The organism is Streptomyces sp. NPDC006487 (assembly GCF_042870555.1).
Lineage (GTDB): Bacteria > Actinomycetota > Actinomycetes > Streptomycetales > Streptomycetaceae > Streptomyces.
Genome location: NZ_JBIAHN010000008.1, coordinates 355,645 through 375,368 on the forward strand (window position 1 = coordinate 355,645; position 19,724 = coordinate 375,368).

Below are 19,724 nucleotides of genomic sequence, written 5' to 3' on the forward strand. Positions count from 1 at the left end.
GGGGCATGAAAGCCGGAGGCATGAACATCGGCGACACACTGCCGCCGCTGGAGATACCGGTCAGCCGCACCCTGATCGTCGCGGGCGCGATCGCCTCCCGCGACTACCAGGACGTGCACCACGACGCGGTGCTCGCGCGGGAGAAGGGCTCCCCGGACATCTTCATGAACATCCTGACGACCAACGGTCTGGTCGGCCGGTACATCACCGACCACCTCGGCCCGCGCGCGGTCCTGCGCAAGGTCGCGATCCGCCTCGGTGCCCCGAACTACCCCGGCGACACCATGACGCTGACCGGCACGGTCACCGCCCTCGACGGGAACACGGCCGAGATCCGCGTGGTCGGCGCCAACGGCATCGGCCACCACGTCACGGGCACCGTCACCGTCACGCTCGGCGCCACGGCAGCCGACCCGGGCACACTCGCCACCCCGGAGGGCACGGCATGAGCGTCCGCACCCGGGACCAGCTCGGCGGCCGCGCCGCCATCGCCGGCATCGGCGCCACCGAGTTCTCCAAGGACTCCGGCCGCAGTGAGCTCAAGCTCGCCGTCGAGGCCGTGCACGCGGCCCTCGACGACGCCGGGCTCACCCCCGCCGACGTGGACGGCATGGTCACCTTCACGATGGACACGAGCCCCGAGATCACCGTCGCCCAGGCGGCCGGCATCGGGGACCTCTCCTTCTTCTCCCGCATCCACTACGGCGGCGGCGCCGCCTGCGCCACCGTCCAGCAGGCCGCCCTCGCCGTCGCCACCGGGGTCGCGGAGGTGGTGGTCTGCTACCGCGCCTTCAACGAGCGCTCCGGCCGCCGCTTCGGCTCCGGCGTCCAGCAGCGAGAACCCTCTGCGGAGGGCGCGGCGCTCGGCTGGTCCCTGCCCTGGGGGCTGCTCACCCCGGCCTCCTGGGTGGCCATGACGGCACAGCGCTACCTGCACGCCTACAACCTGACCCCCGAGGCCTTCGGCCACGTCGCGGTCACGGACCGCCGGCACGCGGCGAACAATCCGGCCGCCTACTTCTACGGCAAGCCCATCACCCTCGCCGACCACGCGGCCTCGCGCTGGATCGTCGAGCCGCTGCGGCTCCTCGACTGCTGTCAGGAGACGGACGGCGGCCAGGCCATCGTCGTCACCACCGCCGAGCGGGCCCGCGATCTGCGGCAGAAGCCCGCCGTGATCACGGCGGCGGCACAGGGCGCGGGCCGCCGCCAGGAAGCCATGTCCTCCTTCTACAGGGACGGCCTCACCGGGCTGCCGGAGATGGACGTGGTCGCCCGGCAGCTGTGGCGGACCAGCGGACTGCGGCCCTCGGACATCGACGTCGGCATCCTCTACGACCACTTCACGCCCTTCGTGCTGATGCAGCTGGAGGAGTTCGGCTTCTGCGCGCCGGGGGAGGCGGCCGATTTCGTGGCCGCGGACGCGCTGCCGCTCAACACCCACGGAGGCCAGCTCGGGGAGGCGTACCTGCACGGCATGAACGGCATTGCCGAGGCGGTCCGCCAGCTGCGCGGCACCTCCGTCAACCAGGTCTCGGGCGCCGCTCACGCCCTGGTCACCGCCGGTACCGGGGTCCCGACCTCCGGCCTGATCCTGGGCGCGGACGGCTGATCCCTCCGCTGCCGGCAGCCTGCCCGCTCGTGCATCAGCCAGCCGACCCGGCCGCCCTCCCACCCCGTGCGGAAGCCCCGCCTCCTCCACCTACAGGAGGTGGGGCGGGCCCCGCCCCTACAACCTGAGGGGGATCCCGTTTCGGCACTTGCGGCCGATCCGGGGAGGCCCGGCCGCTCCTAGCGTGGAGGCATGACCACGCCTGTGTGCACGCTCGCCTCGAATCCGACGCCGTACCCGTCGTTCTCGGCGTACGTCCGGACCCGCGGCACGGTCCTGATGCGCACCGCGCGCTCGCTCACCGCCAACCCCTGCGACGCCGAGGACCTCCTCCAGACGGCGCTGGCCAAGACCTACGTCGCGTGGGACCGCATCGAGGACCACCGGGCCCTGGACGGGTACGTCCGCCGGGCGCTGGTCAACACCCGCACCAGCCAGTGGCGCAAGCGCAAGGTGGACGAGTTCGTCTGCGACGAGCTCCCCGAGGCCGACGAACCGCCGGCCGCCGACCCCGCCGAGGCGCAGGCGCTGCGCGACGCGATGTGGCGTGCGGTGACCCGGCTGCCCGACCGGCAGCGGGCGATGGTCGTCCTGCGCTACTACGAGGACATGAGCGAGGCCCAGACCGCCGAGCTGCTCGGCGTCTCCGTGGGCACCGTGAAGAGCGCCGTCTCCCGGGCGCTGGTCAAGCTCCGCGAGGACCCGGAACTGACACCCGTCCGCTGACTCCGCCCGATCCCGCACCCACCTCGCCCGATCCCGCACCCACCCCGCCCGATGTTTCACGTGAAACATCGGGCCTCGTTTTCTACTCTTGGGTAGTGACAGACCGAGCGGTACGTGCGCAGAATCGCAGCATCCGTAGCCGCCGCAGCGCCGCAGCGCTCACCGGGAGGACGCTTTGCTGAGCACCATGCAGGACGTACCACTCCTCGTCACCCGCATACTGCAGCACGGGATGACGATCCACGGGAAGTCCCAGGTCACGACCTGGACCGGGGAGGCCGAGCCGCACCGCCGCAGCTTCGCCGAGATCGGGACCCGTGCCACGCGCCTGGCCAACGCCCTGCGCGACGAGCTGGGCGTCCGGCAGGACGACCGCATCGCGACACTGATGTGGAACAACGCCGAGCACGTGGAGGCGTACTTCGCGATCCCCTCCATGGGGGCCGTCCTGCACACGCTGAACCTGCGGCTCCCTCCCGAGCAGCTGGTCTTCATCGTCAACCACGCGGCCGACCGGGTCGTCCTGGTCAACGGCACCCTCCTTCCGCTGCTCGTCCCGCTGCTGCCGCACCTGCCGACCATCGAGCACGTCGTGGTCGCGGGCATCGGCGACCGCTCCGCGCTCGAGGGCCTCGGCGTACGGGTGCACGAGTACGAAGAGCTCCTGGCGGGCCGCCCGGACACCTACGACTGGCCCGAGCTGGACGAGCGCCAGGCCGCGGCCATGTGCTACACCTCCGGCACCACGGGGGACCCCAAGGGCGTCATCTACTCCCACCGCTCGATCTACCTGCACTCGATGCAGGTCAACATGGCCGAGTCGATGGGCCTGACCGACAAGGACACCTCCCTCGTCGTCGTCCCGCAGTTCCACGTCAACGCCTGGGGCCTTCCGCACGCCACCTTCATGACCGGCATCAACATGCTGATGCCGGACCGCTTCCTGCAGCCCGCCCCGCTGGCCGACATGATCGAGCGGGAGAAGCCCACGCACGCCGCGGCCGTCCCCACCCTCTGGCAGGGGCTGCTCGCCGAGGTCACCGCCCGCCCGCGCGACCTGACCTCGATGAAGCAGGTCACCATCGGCGGCGCGGCCTGTCCGCCGGCCCTGATGGCGGCCTACGACAAGATCGGCGTACGCCTCAACCACGCCTGGGGGATGACGGAGACCTCCCCGCTCGGCACCATGGCCCACCCGCCGGCCGGTCTGACCGCCGAGGAGGAGTGGCCGTACCGCATCACCCAGGGCCGCTTCCCGGCGGGCGTCGAGGCCCGCCTGGTCGGCCCCGGCGGCGACCTCCTGCCCTGGGACGGCGAGTCGGCGGGTGAGCTGGAGGTCCGCGGCAGCTGGATCGCGGGTGCCTACTACGGCGGCGTGGCCGGCGAACCCGTCCGCCCCGAGGACAAGTTCAGCGCGGACGGCTGGCTCAAGACCGGAGACGTCGGCGTGATCAGCCCCGACGGCTACCTCACCCTCACCGACCGCGCCAAGGACGTCATCAAGTCCGGCGGCGAGTGGATCTCCAGCGTGGAGCTGGAGAACGCGCTGATGGCCCATCCCGAGGTCGCCGAGGCGGCGGTCGTCGCCGTCCCCGACGACAAGTGGGACGAGCGCCCGCTGGCCACCGTGGTCCTGAAGGAGGGGGCCACCGTGGACTACGCGGGACTGCGCGCCTTCCTCGGCCAGTCGATCGCCAAGTGGCAGCTGCCGGAGCGCTGGGCCTTCGTGGAGGCCGTGCCGAAGACGAGTGTCGGCAAGTTCGACAAGAAGGTGATCCGCAAGCAGTACGCGGACGGCGTCCTCGACGTCACCAAGCTCGACTGAGCCGCCTTCGCTCTCGGTTCCTGCGCGGGGCTACTGGCCGCGCGTGAGCCAGGGCCGCAGCAGCTTGCTGATCGCCGGCATGGCCACGTAGGTCATCAGGGTGCTGAAGACGACGGCGAACGCGGCCGTCCGCAGGACGAAGTGCAGATTCACCAGGTACGGCCCGAGCAGCGCGTTGCCCGCGAGCGAGATCGGGAAGATCGCCAGCCCCGAGCTGATCGCCATCTTCCACCGCGGAGGCGCGGGCCGGGCCGTACCCGGCTTCGCGAACCAGGTCTCCATGCCGTGCAGTTCGCGCCGGGCTATCTCGGTGTGGTGGTGCCCGAGGCAGTTCGAGAACCAGGCGGCGCGCTCGGCGGAGTCCTGCCACCGCTGGAAGGCCGCCTGGTTGCGGAACCGGTGCACCAGGAACCAGGGCCCGCCCTCGACGGCCGGGCGGAACAGCCCGTACCCCAGGTGGTCGGGGAAGGCCGAGGCCGTCTCCAGGATCCCGTGGGCCCAGGCCTCGAAGTTCTCCTCGTGGCCCGGATCAACCTGTCGCGCGATGAGCAGGCTGACCTCCCCGTTGTCGGCGGGGACGGTCTGCTCGCTCGTGTCGATGATGGCCATGCGGCCAGAATGACTAGTTGGTGCCGATCTTGGCCAGCAGGTCCACGATGCGACCCTGCACGTCGGCCGTGGTGGACCGCTCGGCGAGGAACAGCACGCTCTCGCCCGAGGCCAGCCGCGGCAGTTCGGCCGGCTCGATCCCGGTGGCCGTGTAGACCACCAGCGGGGTGTGGTTCAACTGCCCGTTGGCGCGCAGCCAGTCCACGATCCCGGCCCGGCGGCGGCGCACCTGCATCAGGTCCATCACCACCAGGTTCGGCCGCATCCGGGTCGCCAGCTCCACGGCGTCCGTATCGGCGTCGGCCCGTGCGACCTGCATGCCGCGCCGCTCCAGGGCGGCGGTCAGCGCGGTCGCGATCTCGTCGTGCTCCTCGATCAGCAGCACCCGGGAGGGGTGTTGCTCGCTGTCGCGCGGCGCGAGCGCCTTCAGGAGCACGGCCGGATCGGCGCCGTACGCGGCCTCGCGCGTGGCGTGCCCCAGCCCGGCCGTCACCAGTACGGGCACCTCGGCGGCCACCGCGGCCTGGCGCAGCGACTGCAGGGCGGTTCGGGTGATCGGCCCGGTCAGCGGGTCCACGAACAGCGCGGCGGGGAACGCGGCGATCTGCGCGTCGACCTCCTCGCGGGAGTGCACGATCACCGGGCGGTAGCCGCGGTCGCTGAGCGCGGCCTGCGTCTGCGCGTCCGGAGCCGGCCACACCAGGAGCCGGCGCGGGTTGTCCAGCGGCTCGGGCGGCAGCTCGTCGTCCACGGGACGGGGCACGGTCCGGTTGACCACCTCGACGGCGCCACCGGGCCCGTCCAGCGGCTCGGGGCCCTCGGCCGAACCCGCCTCGGGGGCCCCTATGGCGAAGGCCCGGCCCTCGGGCGCGGGCTCCGCGAGCCGGCGCCGCCGGCCGGAGCCGTTCGTGTCGTTGGACCCGCCGCCCTGGCCGAGGCTGCCCAGTGCGCGGACGCTGATCGGCGCCCCGGCGGCCTCCGCGGGGGTGTCCTGCGGCTGCCGGGCTCCGGGTACGGCGATCTGCCCGCCGCCGTCCGAGTCCTCGGGGGCGGTACGGGCCGCCGGAACCGGCCAGGCCGGGGTGGCGGGCAGCGCACGCCGCCGCCCGGTGGGATGCGTCTCGGGGGCTACGGGGCCCTGCGCGTCCGCGTCCACCCGCCCCGCGGCGGCTTCGGCTCCCTCGGAGTCGGTGCCGGGCGCGCTCAGCACCCGGCGCCCGCGCCGCCCGCCCGCGGCTTCCGCGTCGGAGTCGGCCGCGGCGGGGGCCTGCGGCGGCTGCGGAGCCGGCGTCGGCCCGGCGGGCAGCGCGAAGCCGCCCTCGGGGGCGATGGGCCGTACGGGAGCGGGGGAGGGCGCAGCCGCGGGCATCGGAGTGGGCATCGGCGCGGGCGTCGGACCGAGTCCGGTCGCAGGCACCGGGCCGCCCGGCCGCGCCGGTCCCGCCGCGCCCAGGGCACGCCGCCGCCCGGCGGGGTGCTCCGTCAGCGGAACGGGGAGCCCCGGGAACGGCGGCACCGGCACGGGGGCCACCGGCACGGGCGGGAGCGCGGGCATGTGGGTGCCCTGCGGGGGCACGGGCTGCCCGGGGCCGCCCGGACGGTCGTTGCCACCACCGGAGTCGCCGCTGTTGTTGCCGCCGCTGCCGTCGCCGTTCTGGCCGCGGCGCCGCCCCGTGCCGCTGCCGCCCAGGCCCGCCGGGTTCACGGGGGACTGGGCGAGCTCCGCGGGAGCGCCGTCGCCGGGCCGGGCAACCGCCCCGGCCTCGCTGCCCCGGCGCCGACCGGACGGCAGCGCGAGCGCGCTCCCGCCGTCGGAGTCCTGGCCCGCCTTCGCCACGGCGGTGCCGGAGCCGCTGCCGGCTCCCGCAGCGGCGTCGTCGTCAAGGAACGCGTCCACACCGCGCCGGGCCCGCCGGCCGCCGGAGACCTGCCCCGGGCCGCCCTCGGTCCCGGGCGCGGCCGGGGGAGCCTCCACCGGCTCGGGCAGGGTGACCGTCCCGGCTCCCGCACCCAGCGGCAGCTCCAGTACGTAGGCCCCGCCGGGAGCGCCCGGCACCTCCACCGTCTGCAGGACGCCGCCGTGCGCCTCCACGATGCCCCGCACGATCGGCTCGTGCACCGGGTTGCCGCCCTCGTAGGGGCCGCGCACCTCGATCCGTACGACCTCGCCGCGCTGCGCTGCGGCCACCACGATCGTCGAGTCCATGTACCCGCTGCCCTGGGGGGTCTTGCCGGTGGCGTCCACCCCGGCGACGTCCGCGACCAGGTGCGCGAGGGCGGTCGCGATGCGCTCCGCGTCCACCTCGGCCTCGATGGTCGGGGCGTGCACGGCGAACTGCGCGCGCCCCGGGCCGATGAGCTCGACCGCGCCGTCGACACCGGCCGCGACGACCCCGTCGATCAGCACCTTCTTCTTGTCGAGCTTCTCGCCGCCCGCGTCGAGGCGCTGGAAGGCGAGCACGTTGTCGACCAGCGTGGTCATCCGGGAGTAGCCGGCGGCCAGGTGGTGCAGCAGCTGGTTGGCCTCGGGCCACAGCTGTCCCGCGTCGTCGGCGGCCAGTGTGGCCAGCTCCCCGCGCAGCTCCTCCAGCGGCCCGCGCAGGGAGTCGCCGAGAACGGACAGCAGCTGGGCGTGGCGCGCGGCCAGCGCGTCGTAGGAACGCCGGTCGGTGAAGGTCATGACGGCGCCGACGAGCTGCTCCCCGTCCCGTACGGGAGAGGTGGTCAGGTCCACGGCGACGGGCTGCCCGGACTTGTTCCACAGCACCTGGCCGCGGACCCGGTGCTTGCGTCCGCTGCGCAGGGTGTCCGCGAGCGGGGACTCCTCGAAGGGGAACGGCGAGCCGTCGGCGCGCGAGTGCTGGACCAGCCCGTGCAGTTCGCGGTTGCCGAGGTCGGTGGCGCGGTAGCCGAGGATCTGGGCGGCGGCCGGATTGACCAGCACGACCCTGCCGTCGGTGTCCGTGCCGACGACGCCCTCGGCGGCGGCGCGCAGGATCATCTCGGTCTGGCGCTGGGAGCGGGCCAGCTCGGCCTCGGTGTCCACCGTCTGCGAGAGGTCCCGCACGACGAGCATCAACAGCTCGTCGCCGGTGTACGAGGGCTGCGGCTCACGGTAGGCGTCACGGCCGTCGAGATGGGCCGCGGTGACCTCCACGGGGAACTCGCTGCCGTCGGTGCGGCGGGCGACCATCCGTTTCGGGCGGGCGCGGCCGCCCTCGTCCTCGCCGGGCCGGCGCATGGAGCCGGGGATCAGCTTGGAGTCGAACTCGGGCAGGAGGTCGAGCACGCCCCGGCCGACGAGCCCGGTACCGGGGCTCTCCATGACTTCGAGGGCGATCGAATTCGCGTTGACGACCGTGCCGTTGGCGTTGACGAGCAACAGCGCGTCCGGAAGAGCGTCGAGTATTGCTGCGAGGCGAGCAGCGCCTCGGGATGGCCTGCTGCTCACGACGAGCTTCCTCCCTGACCACAACTACCGGCATGTCACGGGAGGAGTCTATGCGCACGGGCTCCCGGCGAGGAGGCGGATGCCCGGCGCATAACGCCCGACCGGCGCATCCTCCCAGGTCAGGAACGCCCACCTGGAAGCACAGGTTCCAAGTCGTTCCACCGGCGGATCTCGCATCCGTTCGTCCGGCTGAACCGGGACTCCACCCTGTGGCCATGCCACGTTCCGGTGATCCGGGCGGTGGCACGGCCGCCGTCCTGCATGGTGCAGAGCTGATTCCTGGACTCGGGGGCGAAGGGGTCCTTCCCCTCGCGCGCGAGGGCTTCGAGGCGGGCGCAGGCGTCCCCGGCCCGCGGGTGGTTCCCGCCGGGCGGGTCGCACTCCAGCCGGTACTCGCCGTCGGCCAGCGGGTTGCCCGTGTCGGCCACGACGATGGTGAGTCGGTCGGGGGCGGGGGCGGGGGCGGACAGCAGCCGGCTGAGCGGCGGCAGCGGGGGCAGGGGGCCCGCCGCCCCTGCGGCCAGAGCGGAGGCGACGGCGAAAGCGGCGAGACGCAGCATGGGGAACTCCAGGTCGTCCGTACGTCGTACGACAGACCAACGACGAGCGGGCTCCGACGTTCCGCACACGGGGGTGCCTAAGGCTTTGCTCTGCGGGCCGACCTCCTTGTACCGTGGGAGCGGATTGGTGACCGGCCCCTGGCCTGTGTCATCATCTGCACGCACCTTCGTACGCGGGGGTGTGCTGGAGGCGTCGCCTAGTCCGGTCTATGGCGCCGCACTGCTAATGCGGTTTGGGGCTTACCCCCCATCGAGGGTTCAAATCCCTCCGCCTCCGCACTTCACGAAGCCCCGGTCCTTGCGGACCGGGGCTTCGGTGCGTTCGGGGTCCGGGGAGTCCGGAGGATCCGGAGGATCCGAGAGGTGGCGGGATCTGCCCGTGCCTCTGCTCCGGATCTGCCCGCGCAGAGGCACGGCAGGGACGCTCCAGCACCCAACCGGATGATCTTCTTCCTAGCTGTTTCCGCAGGTCAGAGCGGGTGGAGCTAATGGATTTCGCGTCCCGGCGAGGTCCATGTATTGTTGTTCTCGCAAGGCCAACGGGGCGCAAAACCCCGGACAGTCAAGCACTCGTAGCTTAACGGATAGAGCATCTGACTACGGATCAGAAGGTTGCAGGTTCGAATCCTGCCGAGTGCACAGCCCAAGAGGCCCCCCGGTTCACCGGGGGGCCTCTTGCGTTGTCCTTCTTTCTTCTCCTCCTCAGTGATGAGGCCTGGCTCCGGGGAGCCACGGGGTGAGATGGCTCTGGCGGGGGACGCGGGGTGACGCACGGCCCCGATACGGTTTTTGAAGATCGGCTCAGCGGGAAACGTCACCGGGAAAGCAGGGGGAGCTCACATGGGACTGTTCGGGAACGCGCACGCCGTGGATCCGGCGTCGGCGCACCGCGAGTACGCGCGGCTGCTGGGGCAGGGGGAGCAGGTGCACGCCGCGTTTCTGCTGATTCGCGACACGATCCTGTTCACCGACCGGAGGCTCGTGCTCATCGACAAGCAGGGGCTCACGGGGAAGAAGGTGGAGTACCACTCGATTCCGTACCGGAGCATCACGCACTTCTCCGTGGAGACCGCCGGCCACTTCGACCTGGACGCGGAGCTGAAGATATGGCTCTCAGGGACCTCGGCGCCGATAGCCAAGACCTTCACCAAGGGCGTCGACATCTATGAGGTCCAGGCGATCCTGACGCAGTTCGTCGCCCGCTAGCCACGCCGGGGGGAGGGCGGCGAGGGTGCGAGGGCGGCGAGGGTGCCAGGGAGGGGCCGAACGCTGTTCGGTCGCTGGGGGTGAATGCAGGATCAGGTAGCGTCTCCGCGAGGGTGTGCAGGGACGTAGGAGGAAGTTCGGTGGACGACATCGACCGGGCGCTGATCCAGCGCCTCCAGGAGGACGCGGGCCAGCCGTACGCGGCGCTGGCGGCCTCCGTCGGACTCTCCGCAGGTGCCACCCACGAGCGCGTGCGCAAACTGCGCGAGCGGGGGGTCATCCGGCGGACCACGGTCGAGGTGGATCCGGCCGCCGTCGGCAGCGGGGTGCTGGCCTACGTGATGGTCGACTCCACGGCCTGGATGGGAGACTCGCGGGCCGCCTTCGAGGCCATCGCGGAGATCCAGGAGGCGCACATCATCGCCGGTAGCGCCTCTGTCATGGTCAAGGTCCGCACGGCCACCACCGAGCAGCTGCAGGACGTCCTGCGCCGCCTCTACGCGATCGACGGTGTCAGCGGGACACAGGCCACCGTCGTCTTGGAGACCTTCTTCGAGCGACCGCTCCCCCTGTGACCTGGTGGTGCACCGGCCTCCGGTGGAACGACGGCCGGCCCGCCATGGGCTGGTACGGGCGGGGACCGGGACGGGGAGAGCGCACCAGCCCCCTCGTGTACGGGCAGCCGCTCGCCTTCGCGGCCCGGGGGGAGCGCCACTGCCTCGGCATCCGGCGGGCCGGACGGCGGACGCCGTGCCCGACCGGGCGGACCGTGCCCGGCCGGACCGGGAACGCCCAGTGCCCCGAGTGCGCCGGCCTGGACCGATCCTTCTCGGTGGCGGCCGATACCAACGCCGGTGATCCGCGTACCTACCGGGTGTACCTCGCCTGGTTCGGGACCGGGCTCGTCAAGGTCGGCATCACCGCCGAGGAGCGCGGGTCCGTCCGGCTGCTGGAGCAAGGGGCGGTGGCCTGGGCCTGGCTGGGGCGCGGGCCGCTGATGGCCACCCGCCGGACGGAGGAGCTGCTGCGGGCCGCGCTCGGAGTGCCCGACCGGATCGCCTATGCCCGTAAGCGGTCCGTGCGGGGAGAGGTGCCGCCGGGGCCCGAGCGGGTGGCGGAGGTCGCGGCGCTGCACGCACGGGCGGCCGCGCTGGAGGGGTGGCCGGAGTCGCTGGAGAGGCTGGAGTGCGAGGTGACCGACCACGCCGGGGCGTTCGGGCTCGACGCGCTGCCCGCCGCCGCCCGGGTGATCACCGAGATGGTGCCCGGCGGAACCGTCGCCGGCCGGCTCGTCGGGGCGGCAGGGCCCGATCTGCACTTCGCCGACGGGCTGGTGGTGGACGCCCGGCTGCTCGCGGGGTGGGAGCTGGTGGCGCCCGGGGAGGGCGATGTCACCGATGTGCCCGTGTCAGGGATCCCCGGCACAGGGCGGGACACCGCCGCCGCGCAGGACGGGTTGTTCTGACCCGACCGGGTGGGCAGCGGGGCAAGGTCAAAACTTGGATCCCTTTGGCCGCCCGGGCCGTTTTCCGGTGGACATGCCACGTACCGGCCGCAGAAGGTGGTGGGCATGACCATCCAGCCCGTACAGGCCTTCGAACCGCCGTATGTCATGAGTGTGTTCACCAGCGTCCGGACCGCCGAGGACGGCGGATATCCCGAGACGCTCGAGCGGATGACCGAGCTCGTCAGCGACAATCCGGGTTTCCTCGGCTACGAGTCCGCGCGCACCCCCGGCGGGCTCGGCATCACCGTCGCCTACTTCCGCGACCACGAGTCCCTCGCCCTCTGGCGCAAGGACATGGAGCACCAGGCGGCGATGAAGCAGGGCCGTGCCGACTGGTACGAGAGCTACACGCTGCACATCGCGACGGTCGAGCGGAGCCACGGCTTTGTCCGCGAAGACGGCTGAGGCCGTCAGGGCGTTCCGGGAACGGCTCGGACTGCCCGGGCTGGTCGACGTACACACCCACTTCATGCCCGAGCGGGTCCTGGACAAGGTGTGGGACTACTTCGACGCGGTGGGCCCGCTGACCGGCGTCGAGTGGCCCATCACCTACCGGCACGAGGAAGAGCAGCGGGTCGCGCTGCTCCGGGAGTTCGGGGTCCGGGCCTTCACCGCCATGCTCTACCCGCACAAGCCGGCCATGGCCGCCTGGCTCAACTCCTGGTCCGCCGATTTCGCCGCCCGCACCCCCGACTGCCTGCACACCGCGACCTTCTTCCCGGAGGACGGGGTGCGGGAATACGTCGGCCAGGCCGTCGCGGCGGGGGCCCGGGTCTTCAAGGCCCACCTCCAGGTGGGCGGGTACGACCCCACCGACGACCGGCTCGACCCGGTCTGGGGGCTCCTCGCCGAAGCCGGGATCCCGACGGTCGTGCACTGCGGTTCGGGGCCCGTCCCGGGAAAGTACACCGGACCCGAGCCGATCGCCCGTCTGCTGGCCCGGCACCCCCGGCTGCCGCTGATCGTCGCGCACATGGGGATGCCGGAGTACGCGGACTTCCTCGACCTCGCCGACCGGTATCCCGAGGTCCGTCTCGACACCACCATGGCCTTCACCGACTTCTCGGAGCAGTTCAGCGGCTTCCCGCCGCAGGACCGCGGCCGGCTCGCCGACCTCGGCGACCGGATCCTGCTGGGTACCGACTTCCCGAACATCCCCTACCCCTACGAGCACCAGCTCGAGGCCCTGGAACGCCTCGGCCTCGGCGACGCCTGGCTGCGCGCCGTCTGCCACGACAACGGAGCCCGGCTCTTCCGCCTGGCCTGAGGGCGGGAGGGGTTTCTCAGGGAATTCACAGGTTCAGGAAAGAGCGCTCTCACGGGCGGCGGCCAGCGTGTACGCATGACTGCGACGACCACTTCCCACGCGTCCACGTCCACCGGCAACCACACGGCCCTCGTGCGGCCCGACGGCAGCCCGTGCCGGGTCCTCGTCGTGGACGACGAGGCCGCCCTCTCCGAACTGCTCTCGATGGCCCTGCGCTACGAGGGCTGCGAGGTCCGCAGCGCGGGCGACGGTGCGGGAGCGGTGCGCGCGGCACGTGAGTTCCGGCCCGACGTCGTCCTGCTCGACATCATGCTCCCCGACATGGACGGGCTGGCCGTCCTGGGCCGCCTGCGGCGGGAGCTCCCGCAGGTCCCGGTGCTGTTCCTGACCGCGAAGGACTCGGTCGAGGACCGCATCGCGGGCCTGACGGCGGGCGGCGACGACTACGTCACCAAGCCCTTCAGCCTGGAGGAGGTCGTCGCCCGGCTGCGCGGCCTGGTCCGGCGCTCCGGCGCGGCGCAGGCCGCGCGCGGCGGGTCGGTGCTGGAGGTCGGCGACCTGCGGCTCGACGAGGACAGCCACGAGGTCAACCGGGGCGGTCAGGACGTCCACCTGACCGCGACCGAGTTCGAGCTGCTGCGCTACCTGATGCGCAACCCCCGCCGGGTGCTGAGCAAGGCGCAGATCCTGGACCGGGTGTGGTCCTACGACTTCGGCGGACAGGCCAATGTCGTGGAGCTGTACATCTCCTACCTGCGGCGCAAGCTGGAGGGCGGAACGGGTCTCCCGCCGATGATCCACACCCGCCGCGGCGCCGGCTACCTGATCAAGCCGGCCGACTAGTGGCAGCCGGCGAGCCCCGGCCGGCCGGCCGTGCGCAGAAGGCGGCCGGCCCGGGAGCGGCCGGACCGGGAGCGGCCGGACCGGGAGCCGGGGAGGTACGGGCACCCGCGCGCTCCCGCCGTCCCCGCAGGCCGGGCCGCCCCGGGCGTCCCTCCGGGCCCCGCCGCCCGCGTCGTTTCCGTGCAAGCCGGAGGCCCTGGTCGCTGCGGACCCGGCTCGTCGTCTCGGCGGTGGCCCTCATCGCCGTCGTCGGCGCGGCCATCAGCACCGTCACCACGGTCGCGCTGCGCTCGTACCTGGTCGACAAGGTCGACCAACAGCTGGGTGTCTCCGTCGAGATGGCGAGCCGCCCGAGCCTGGGCAAGTTCCCCCGGGAGAACAACCTCGGCGTGGTCATGGGCCCCGGATCTCCGCTGGGGGCCGTCGGGGTCCGCCTCGACACCGCGGGGAAGACCGTAGAGAGCGTCCGCAGCGAACGCAGTGCGGCCCTCGGCGGATCCGGATCCGGATCCGGTGGCCACCCGCCCCTCACCCCGGACCAGGCCGCCGTCCTCGCCGGAGCCGCGCACAAGGCCGCCGGCGGCCGTCCCGGCGACCCGGTCGAACTGCAGCTGCCGGGCCTCGGCGGCTACCGGGTGCTGGCCTCGCCCGACGCGAGCACCGGCAGCGTGGTCCTCGGATTCCCGCTCACCGAGGTCGACTCCACCGTGCACACCCTGATCGCGGTGGAGGTCTTCGTCACCCTCGCCGGGCTCATCGCGGCCTCCCTCGCCGGACAGGTCCTGGTCGGTGTCGCGCTGCGCCCGCTGCGCCGGGTCGCCGCCACCGCCACCCGGGTCTCCGAACTCACCCTGCACAGCGGCGAGCCCGCCCTCCACGAGCGCGTCCCGGACGCCGAGGCCGATCCGCGTACCGAAGTCGGACAGGTCGGCGCCGCCCTCAACCGGCTGCTGGGCCACGTCTCCTCGGCGCTGACCGCGCGCCAGCAGAGCGAGACCCGGGTCCGCCAGTTCGTCGCCGACGCCAGCCACGAGCTGCGCACCCCACTGGCCTCGATCCGCGGCTACGCCGAACTGACCCGCCGGGGCCGCGAGGAGCCGGGCCCCGACACCCGGCACGCCCTGGGCCGCATCGAGTCCGAAGCCACCCGGATGACCGGGCTGGTGGAGGACCTGCTGCTGCTGGCCCGGCTCGACGCGGGGCGCCCGTTGTCCACCTGCGACACCGATCTGGCCCCGCTGGTCGTGGACGCCGTCAGCGACGCCCGGGCCGCCGGCCAGGACCACCACTGGCGCCTGGAACTCCCCGAGGAGCCGGCGCCCGTCCGCGCCGACGCTGCCCGGATCCAGCAGGTGCTGGTGAACCTGCTGGCCAACGCCCGGACCCACACCCCGCCCGGCACCACCGTCACGGCGCATGTTTCACGTGAAACATCCGCCGTCCGGCTCCGGATCGAGGACGACGGCCCCGGTATCCCGCCCGAGCTGCTGCCCCACGTCTTCGAGCGCTTCGCCCGCGGCGACGCCTCCCGCTCCCGCTCGGCGGGCTCCACCGGCCTCGGCCTGGCCATCGTGGCCGCCGTGGTCTCGGCCCACGGCGGCCACGTCGGGGTCCGCAGCGCCCCCGGCCACACCTCCTTCGAGGTCCTGCTCCCCCTGGCCGACCCGGCGACCCCCGGCGTCTCCGCCGTTCCCGCCGTCTCCGCCGTTCCCGCCGTCTCCACCACCTCCACCGCCCTCACCGCCACGGCCCCCGCCGCGCAGCAGAACTCACAGACGGGCCACAGGGTCAGCACACAGCGGTGACAGCCCGGCCCGGAAGGGTCGGGGCATGCCTACCGACACCTCTCCCGGAGCGCTCCCGGTACGGGCGCCCCTCGCGCCCGTACCGGGTGAGCCCGTCCTCGACGTGGTGATCCCGGTCTTCAACGAGGAGACGGACCTCGGGCCCTGCGTGCGCAGGCTGCACGAGCACCTCACCCGGACCTTCCCGTACCCCTTCCGCATCACCATCGCCGACAACGCGAGCACCGACCGCACCCCCGAGGTCGCGGCCTCACTCGCCGCCTCCGTGGCCGGGGTGCGCAGCACCCGGCTGGAGCAGAAGGGTCGCGGCCGGGCCCTGCGCACCGTGTGGGGGGAGTCGGACGCGCCCGTCCTCGCGTACATGGACGTGGACCTCTCCACCGACCTCAACGCCCTGCTGCCACTGGTCGCCCCGCTGATCTCCGGCCACTCCGACCTCGCCATCGGCACCCGCCTGGCCCGCTCCTCGCGGGTGGTCCGGGGAGCGAAGCGGGAGTTCATCTCCCGCGCCTACAACCTGCTCCTGCGCTCCTCGCTCTCCGCCCGCTTCAGCGACGCCCAGTGCGGCTTCAAGGCGATCCGCCGTGAGGTCGCGACGCGGCTGCTGCCGCTCGTGGAGGACTCCGGCTGGTTCTTCGACACGGAGCTGCTGGTCCTCGCCGAGCGGGCCGGGCTGCGGATCCACGAGGTGCCGGTGGACTGGGTCGACGACCCCGATTCCACCGTCCACATCGCCCGCACCGCCGCCGAGGACCTCAAGGGGGTCTGGCGGGTGGGCAGGGCACTGGCCGTCGGCGCGCTCCCGCTGGACCGGCTCGCCCGCCCCTTCGGAGACGACCCGCGCGACCGCAGCGCCCTGCCCGGGGTACCGCGCGGGCTGGCCCGCCAGCTGCTGGGCTTCTGCGTGGTCGGAGCCCTGTCCACCCTCCTCTACCTGCTCCTCTACTCCGCGGCCCGGACCACCGCCGGTCCCCAGCTCGCCAACGCCGCCGCGCTGCTGCTCTCCGCAGTCGCCAACACCGCGGCCAACCGCCGGCTCACCTTCGGCGTCCGCGGCCGGGCCCGCGCCGTGCGCCACCAGGCCCAGGGGCTCGTGGTGTTCGCCATCGGACTGGCCCTGACCAGCGGGTCGCTCGCCGCCCTCGGGGCCGCGAGCGCCAAGCCGGGGCACGGCACCGAGCTGGCCGTCCTGGTCACCGCCAACCTCGCCGCCACCGTGCTGCGGTTCCTGCTCTTCCGCGCCTGGGTCTTCCCCGAACGGCGCGCCACTCCCGCGAAGGACCACTCCTGATGACCACGGCAGCGCTACCGCTCCACCCGCCCTCCCCGGCCGCCCCGTCCCACCGGGCGGCCCGGGCGCACGCGGCGCGGCCCGGCTGGGAACGCCCCGCCTTCCTCGGGCTGCTCCTCGCCACCGCCGTCCTGCTGCTGTGGGACCTGGGGGCGTCCGGCTACGCCAACTCCTTCTACTCCGCGGCCGCCCAGGCGGGCGGTGAGAGCTGGAAGGCCTTCTTCTTCGGCTCCTCAGACGCCGGGAACTCCATCACCGTCGACAAGCCCCCGGCCGCGCTGTGGCCGATGATGCTGTCCGTCCGGCTCTTCGGGCTCGGCGCTTGGCAGATCCTGGTCCCGCAGGCCCTCATGGGCGTCGGCACGACCGCCGTGCTCTACGCCGCCGTGCGCCGCCAGTTCGGCCCGGTGGCGGCCCTGATCAGCGGAGCCGTCTTCGCGCTCACGCCCGTGGCCGCCCTGATGTTCCGCTTCAACAACCCCGACGCACTGCTGACCCTGCTGATGACGGTCACCGTGTACTGCGTGCTCCGGGCCCTCGACGGCGCGCACACCAAGTGGCTCGTCTGGGCCGGGGTCGCGGTCGGCTTCGCCTTCCTGACCAAGACCCTGCAGGCCTTCGTCATCCTGCCGCCCCTCGCCCTGCTGTACGCGGTCTGCGCGCCGACCCGGCTGCGCAGGCGCCTGGGGCAGCTGCTGCTCTCCACGCTCGCGATGGTGCTGGCCGGCGGCTGGTGGGTGGCGGTCGTCGAACTGTGGCCCGCCTCCTCCCGCCCGTACATCGGAGGCTCACAGACCAACTCCTTCCTTGAACTGACCCTCGGCTACAACGGCCTCGGCCGGATCAACGGCGAGGAGACCGGCAGCGTCGGCGGCGGAGCCCGCACGGCGGCCGAGGGCATGACCGGAGGGGCAGGCGGGCCCGGCGGCGGTGGTGGCGCAATGGCCTGGGGAGAGACCGGCATCGACCGGCTGTTCTCCTCGAACATCGGCGGTCAGATCGGCTGGCTGCTGCCCGCCGCGCTGATCCTGCTCGTCGCGGGCCTCGTGGTCACCTGGCGGGCACGCCGGGCCACCGACTCCCTGGAGGGCATGGCCCGCGCGGCCTTCCTCGCCTGGGGCGGGGCGCTGCTGATCACCGCGGTGGTCTTCAGCTTCATGCAGGGCATCTTCCACGAGTACTACACCGTCGCACTGGCCCCCTACATCGCCGCCCTGGTCGGCATGGGCATCGCCGTCCTGTGGGAGGAGCGGGGCAGCCGGGCCGCCTCCCTCACGCTCTCCGTGACCCTGGCTCTCACGTCGTACTGGGCCTTCGTGCTGCTCGGTCGCTCCGCGGAGTACGTGCCGTGGTTGCGCTGGCCGGTCCTCGCTGTCGGACTCGGCACGGCCCTGCTGCTGCCGTTCGCCGCGCGGCTGGGCCGCCGCAGCGCGCTGGCCGTCGCGGCAGTCGGCCTGGGCGTGGCCCTGGCCGGACCCCTCGCGTACTGCCTGACCACGGTGACCACCCCGCACACGGGCTCGATCGTCACGGCGGGCCCCGCGGTCGCGGGCGGCCGCGGCGGCCCCGGCGGCGGGATGCGCGGCTTCGAGATGCCGGGCGGCGGCGGGATGCCCGGTGGCGGAGCCGCACCCCAGGGCATGCCCCCGGGCGGAACCGCCCAGGGCGGTCAGGCTCCCGGCGGCCAGGCTCCTGGTGGTCAGGCCCCCGGCGGCCAGACTCAGGGCGGTCAGGCCCCCGGCGCCCAACAGGGTGCCGACGGCGGCCGGGGCACCCGGACCGGCGGCGGCCCGGGCGGCGGCATGGGCGGCGGCGGCATGGGAGGCCTGCTCGGCGGGACGAAGACCAGCGCCGAGGCCACGGCCGCGCTGCGCGCCGACGCGGACCGGTACACCTGGGCGGCAGCCGCCATCGGCTCGCAGAACGCCGCGAGTTACCAGCTGGCTTCGCAGCGGCCGGTGATGGCCGTCGGCGGCTTCAACGGCAGCGACCCCTCTCCGACCCTGGAGCAGTTCAAGGCGTACGTGAGCGCCGGGAAGATCCACTACTTCATCGGCCAGAGCAGTGCGGGAGCCGGTGGCGGTACGGCCGCCGGCGAAGCGGGCGGCGCCGCCGGGACCGGCACCGCGGTCCGTGGCGGGGGCGGTCCGGGCGGGGGCGTGAGCAGTTCCATCGAGACCTGGGTCAAGGCCAACTTCAAGGCCTCCACCATCGGTGGAGCCACCTTCTACGACCTGACCGCGCCCACGTCGCAGGCGTCCACGACGTCCTGAAACCCGCCGCGTCCCGGGTTTCACCCCCTAGCATCAAGGGGGCGGACCGGGCATTCCGGGCCGGTCCCGCGCATGCGAGGAGGATGCCTCCATGGTCACCCCGGCCGATCCCGGCACGGCCCGGACCAGTGTCTGGCTGGCAGCCGCGCCTGCCGCGCCCGCCCGGCGGCGCAGCGAGGACCCCGCCGGGCTCGACCGGGAGCGGATCACGGCCGAGGCCGTGCGGCTGCTGGACGCCGAGGGGCTGGCCCGGTTCTCCATGAGGCGGCTCGCCGCCGGGCTCGGGGTCACCGCGATGTCCCTCTACTGGTACGTGGACACCAAGCACGATCTGCTGGAACTCGCCCTGGACAGTGCCCTGGGCGAGCTCGGCGCACAGCAGGAGCCGGCCGGGCCGCCCGCGGAGGGCTGGCCCGGCCGGCTCCGTTCGCTGGCACGGGGCTACCGGAGGCTGCTCGTGGACCACCCGTGGGTGGCTCCGCTCACCGCCGCGTACCCGAACATCGGCCCGCACGCGCGGGCCTTCGACGCCGCCCTGCACCGGCTGTTGGACGCCACGGGCCTGCCGGACGCCAGCCGCACCGGGGCCCGGCTGGCCGTATCCCAGTTCCTCCACGGCTGTGGAGGAACCGTCAGGAGGCCGCCCGACGGGGAGTTCTGCCTCGCGCTCGACGTCCTGATCGCCGGCATCCAGGCCCACACCGGGCGGGCGGCCGCCACGACCGCCCCCGCGGCCCCGTAGACCGCCC

The 19,724-nt window shown here is 73.2% G+C and carries 17 protein-coding genes and 2 tRNA genes; 16 read left to right on the plus strand and 3 right to left on the minus strand.

Annotation, left to right across the window (positions count from 1 at the left end; genetic code table 11):
* Positions 1–20: 20 nt before the first annotated feature.
* The 4 genes from ACFYM0_RS16640 (at position 21) to ACFYM0_RS16655 (ending at position 4,163) form a co-directional block, all read left to right on the plus strand.
* Complete coding sequence (locus ACFYM0_RS16640) at positions 21–449, plus strand: MaoC family dehydratase (protein ID WP_388501757.1); 429 nt, start codon at positions 21–23, stop codon at positions 447–449.
* Positions 446–1,612 carry a lipid-transfer protein gene (locus ACFYM0_RS16645; RefSeq protein ID WP_250738542.1) on the plus strand — a complete coding sequence of 389 codons (1,167 nt, stop codon included), beginning with the start codon at positions 446–448 and terminating at the stop codon, positions 1,610–1,612. The genes ACFYM0_RS16640 and ACFYM0_RS16645 overlap by 4 nt, the downstream gene beginning before the upstream one ends.
* Positions 1,613–1,804: 192 nt before the next feature.
* A complete protein-coding gene (locus ACFYM0_RS16650; protein ID WP_266907026.1) occupies positions 1,805–2,338 on the plus strand; it encodes a SigE family RNA polymerase sigma factor in 534 nt (177 codons plus the stop codon).
* Positions 2,339–2,513: 175 nt separating this feature from the next.
* The gene (locus ACFYM0_RS16655; protein WP_388501645.1) at positions 2,514–4,163 is read left to right on the plus strand and encodes a long-chain fatty acid--CoA ligase; all 1,650 of its coding nucleotides are present in this window, start codon (positions 2,514–2,516) and stop codon (positions 4,161–4,163) included.
* 30 nt (positions 4,164–4,193) lie between these two features.
* On the opposite strand, the gene ACFYM0_RS16660 is transcribed toward ACFYM0_RS16655, so the two are convergent.
* From ACFYM0_RS16660 to ACFYM0_RS16670, 3 genes are all read right to left on the minus strand, one after another.
* On the minus strand, positions 4,194–4,772 hold the full coding sequence (locus ACFYM0_RS16660) for an antibiotic biosynthesis monooxygenase (protein WP_388501647.1): 579 nt from the start codon (positions 4,770–4,772) through the stop codon (positions 4,194–4,196).
* 13 nt (positions 4,773–4,785) lie between these two features.
* Positions 4,786–8,223, minus strand: a complete 3,438-nt coding sequence (locus ACFYM0_RS16665; protein ID WP_388501649.1) for a PAS domain-containing protein — start codon at positions 8,221–8,223, stop codon at positions 4,786–4,788.
* Between the two features lie 119 nt (positions 8,224–8,342).
* On the minus strand, positions 8,343–8,783 hold the full coding sequence (locus ACFYM0_RS16670; protein ID WP_388501652.1) for an SSI family serine proteinase inhibitor: 441 nt from the start codon (positions 8,781–8,783) through the stop codon (positions 8,343–8,345).
* A gap of 186 nt (positions 8,784–8,969) precedes the next feature.
* Between ACFYM0_RS16670 and ACFYM0_RS16675 the strand changes: the two genes are divergently transcribed.
* The 12 genes from ACFYM0_RS16675 (at position 8,970) to ACFYM0_RS16730 (ending at position 19,717) form a co-directional block, all read left to right on the plus strand.
* A tRNA-Ser gene (locus ACFYM0_RS16675) sits at positions 8,970–9,060 on the plus strand.
* 289 nt (positions 9,061–9,349) lie between these two features.
* Positions 9,350–9,422: transfer RNA gene (locus ACFYM0_RS16680), tRNA-Arg, on the plus strand.
* 201 nt (positions 9,423–9,623) lie between these two features.
* Positions 9,624–9,989, plus strand: coding sequence for a PH domain-containing protein (locus tag ACFYM0_RS16685; protein ID WP_388501655.1), 366 nt, complete (start codon positions 9,624–9,626; stop codon positions 9,987–9,989).
* 140 nt (positions 9,990–10,129) lie between these two features.
* Positions 10,130–10,564, plus strand: a complete 435-nt coding sequence (locus ACFYM0_RS16690; RefSeq protein WP_388501658.1) for an Lrp/AsnC family transcriptional regulator — start codon at positions 10,130–10,132, stop codon at positions 10,562–10,564.
* Complete coding sequence (locus ACFYM0_RS16695) at positions 10,561–11,454, plus strand: DUF2797 domain-containing protein (protein ID WP_388501661.1); 894 nt, start codon at positions 10,561–10,563, stop codon at positions 11,452–11,454. Before ACFYM0_RS16690 ends, ACFYM0_RS16695 begins: the two co-directional genes overlap by 4 nt.
* Positions 11,455–11,559: 105 nt before the next feature.
* Complete coding sequence (locus ACFYM0_RS16700; protein ID WP_388501663.1) at positions 11,560–11,901, plus strand: antibiotic biosynthesis monooxygenase family protein; 342 nt, start codon at positions 11,560–11,562, stop codon at positions 11,899–11,901.
* Positions 11,882–12,763, plus strand: coding sequence for an amidohydrolase family protein (locus ACFYM0_RS16705; RefSeq protein ID WP_388501665.1), 882 nt, complete (start codon positions 11,882–11,884; stop codon positions 12,761–12,763). The genes ACFYM0_RS16700 and ACFYM0_RS16705 overlap by 20 nt, the downstream gene beginning before the upstream one ends.
* 75 nt (positions 12,764–12,838) lie before the next feature.
* Complete coding sequence (locus ACFYM0_RS16710) at positions 12,839–13,606, plus strand: response regulator transcription factor (protein ID WP_388501668.1); 768 nt, start codon at positions 12,839–12,841, stop codon at positions 13,604–13,606.
* A complete protein-coding gene (locus ACFYM0_RS16715) occupies positions 13,606–15,411 on the plus strand; it encodes a sensor histidine kinase (RefSeq protein ID WP_388501670.1) in 1,806 nt (601 codons plus the stop codon). The genes ACFYM0_RS16710 and ACFYM0_RS16715 overlap by 1 nt, the downstream gene beginning before the upstream one ends.
* A 25-nt stretch (positions 15,412–15,436) precedes the next feature.
* Positions 15,437–16,702, plus strand: coding sequence for a glycosyltransferase (locus ACFYM0_RS16720; protein WP_388501673.1), 1,266 nt, complete (start codon positions 15,437–15,439; stop codon positions 16,700–16,702).
* Complete coding sequence (locus ACFYM0_RS16725; protein WP_388501676.1) at positions 16,702–18,975, plus strand: ArnT family glycosyltransferase; 2,274 nt, start codon at positions 16,702–16,704, stop codon at positions 18,973–18,975. The genes ACFYM0_RS16720 and ACFYM0_RS16725 overlap by 1 nt, the downstream gene beginning before the upstream one ends.
* Positions 18,976–19,066: 91 nt before the next feature.
* Complete coding sequence (locus ACFYM0_RS16730; protein WP_388501679.1) at positions 19,067–19,717, plus strand: TetR/AcrR family transcriptional regulator; 651 nt, start codon at positions 19,067–19,069, stop codon at positions 19,715–19,717.
* The last annotated feature ends 7 nt before the right edge of the window (positions 19,718–19,724 follow it).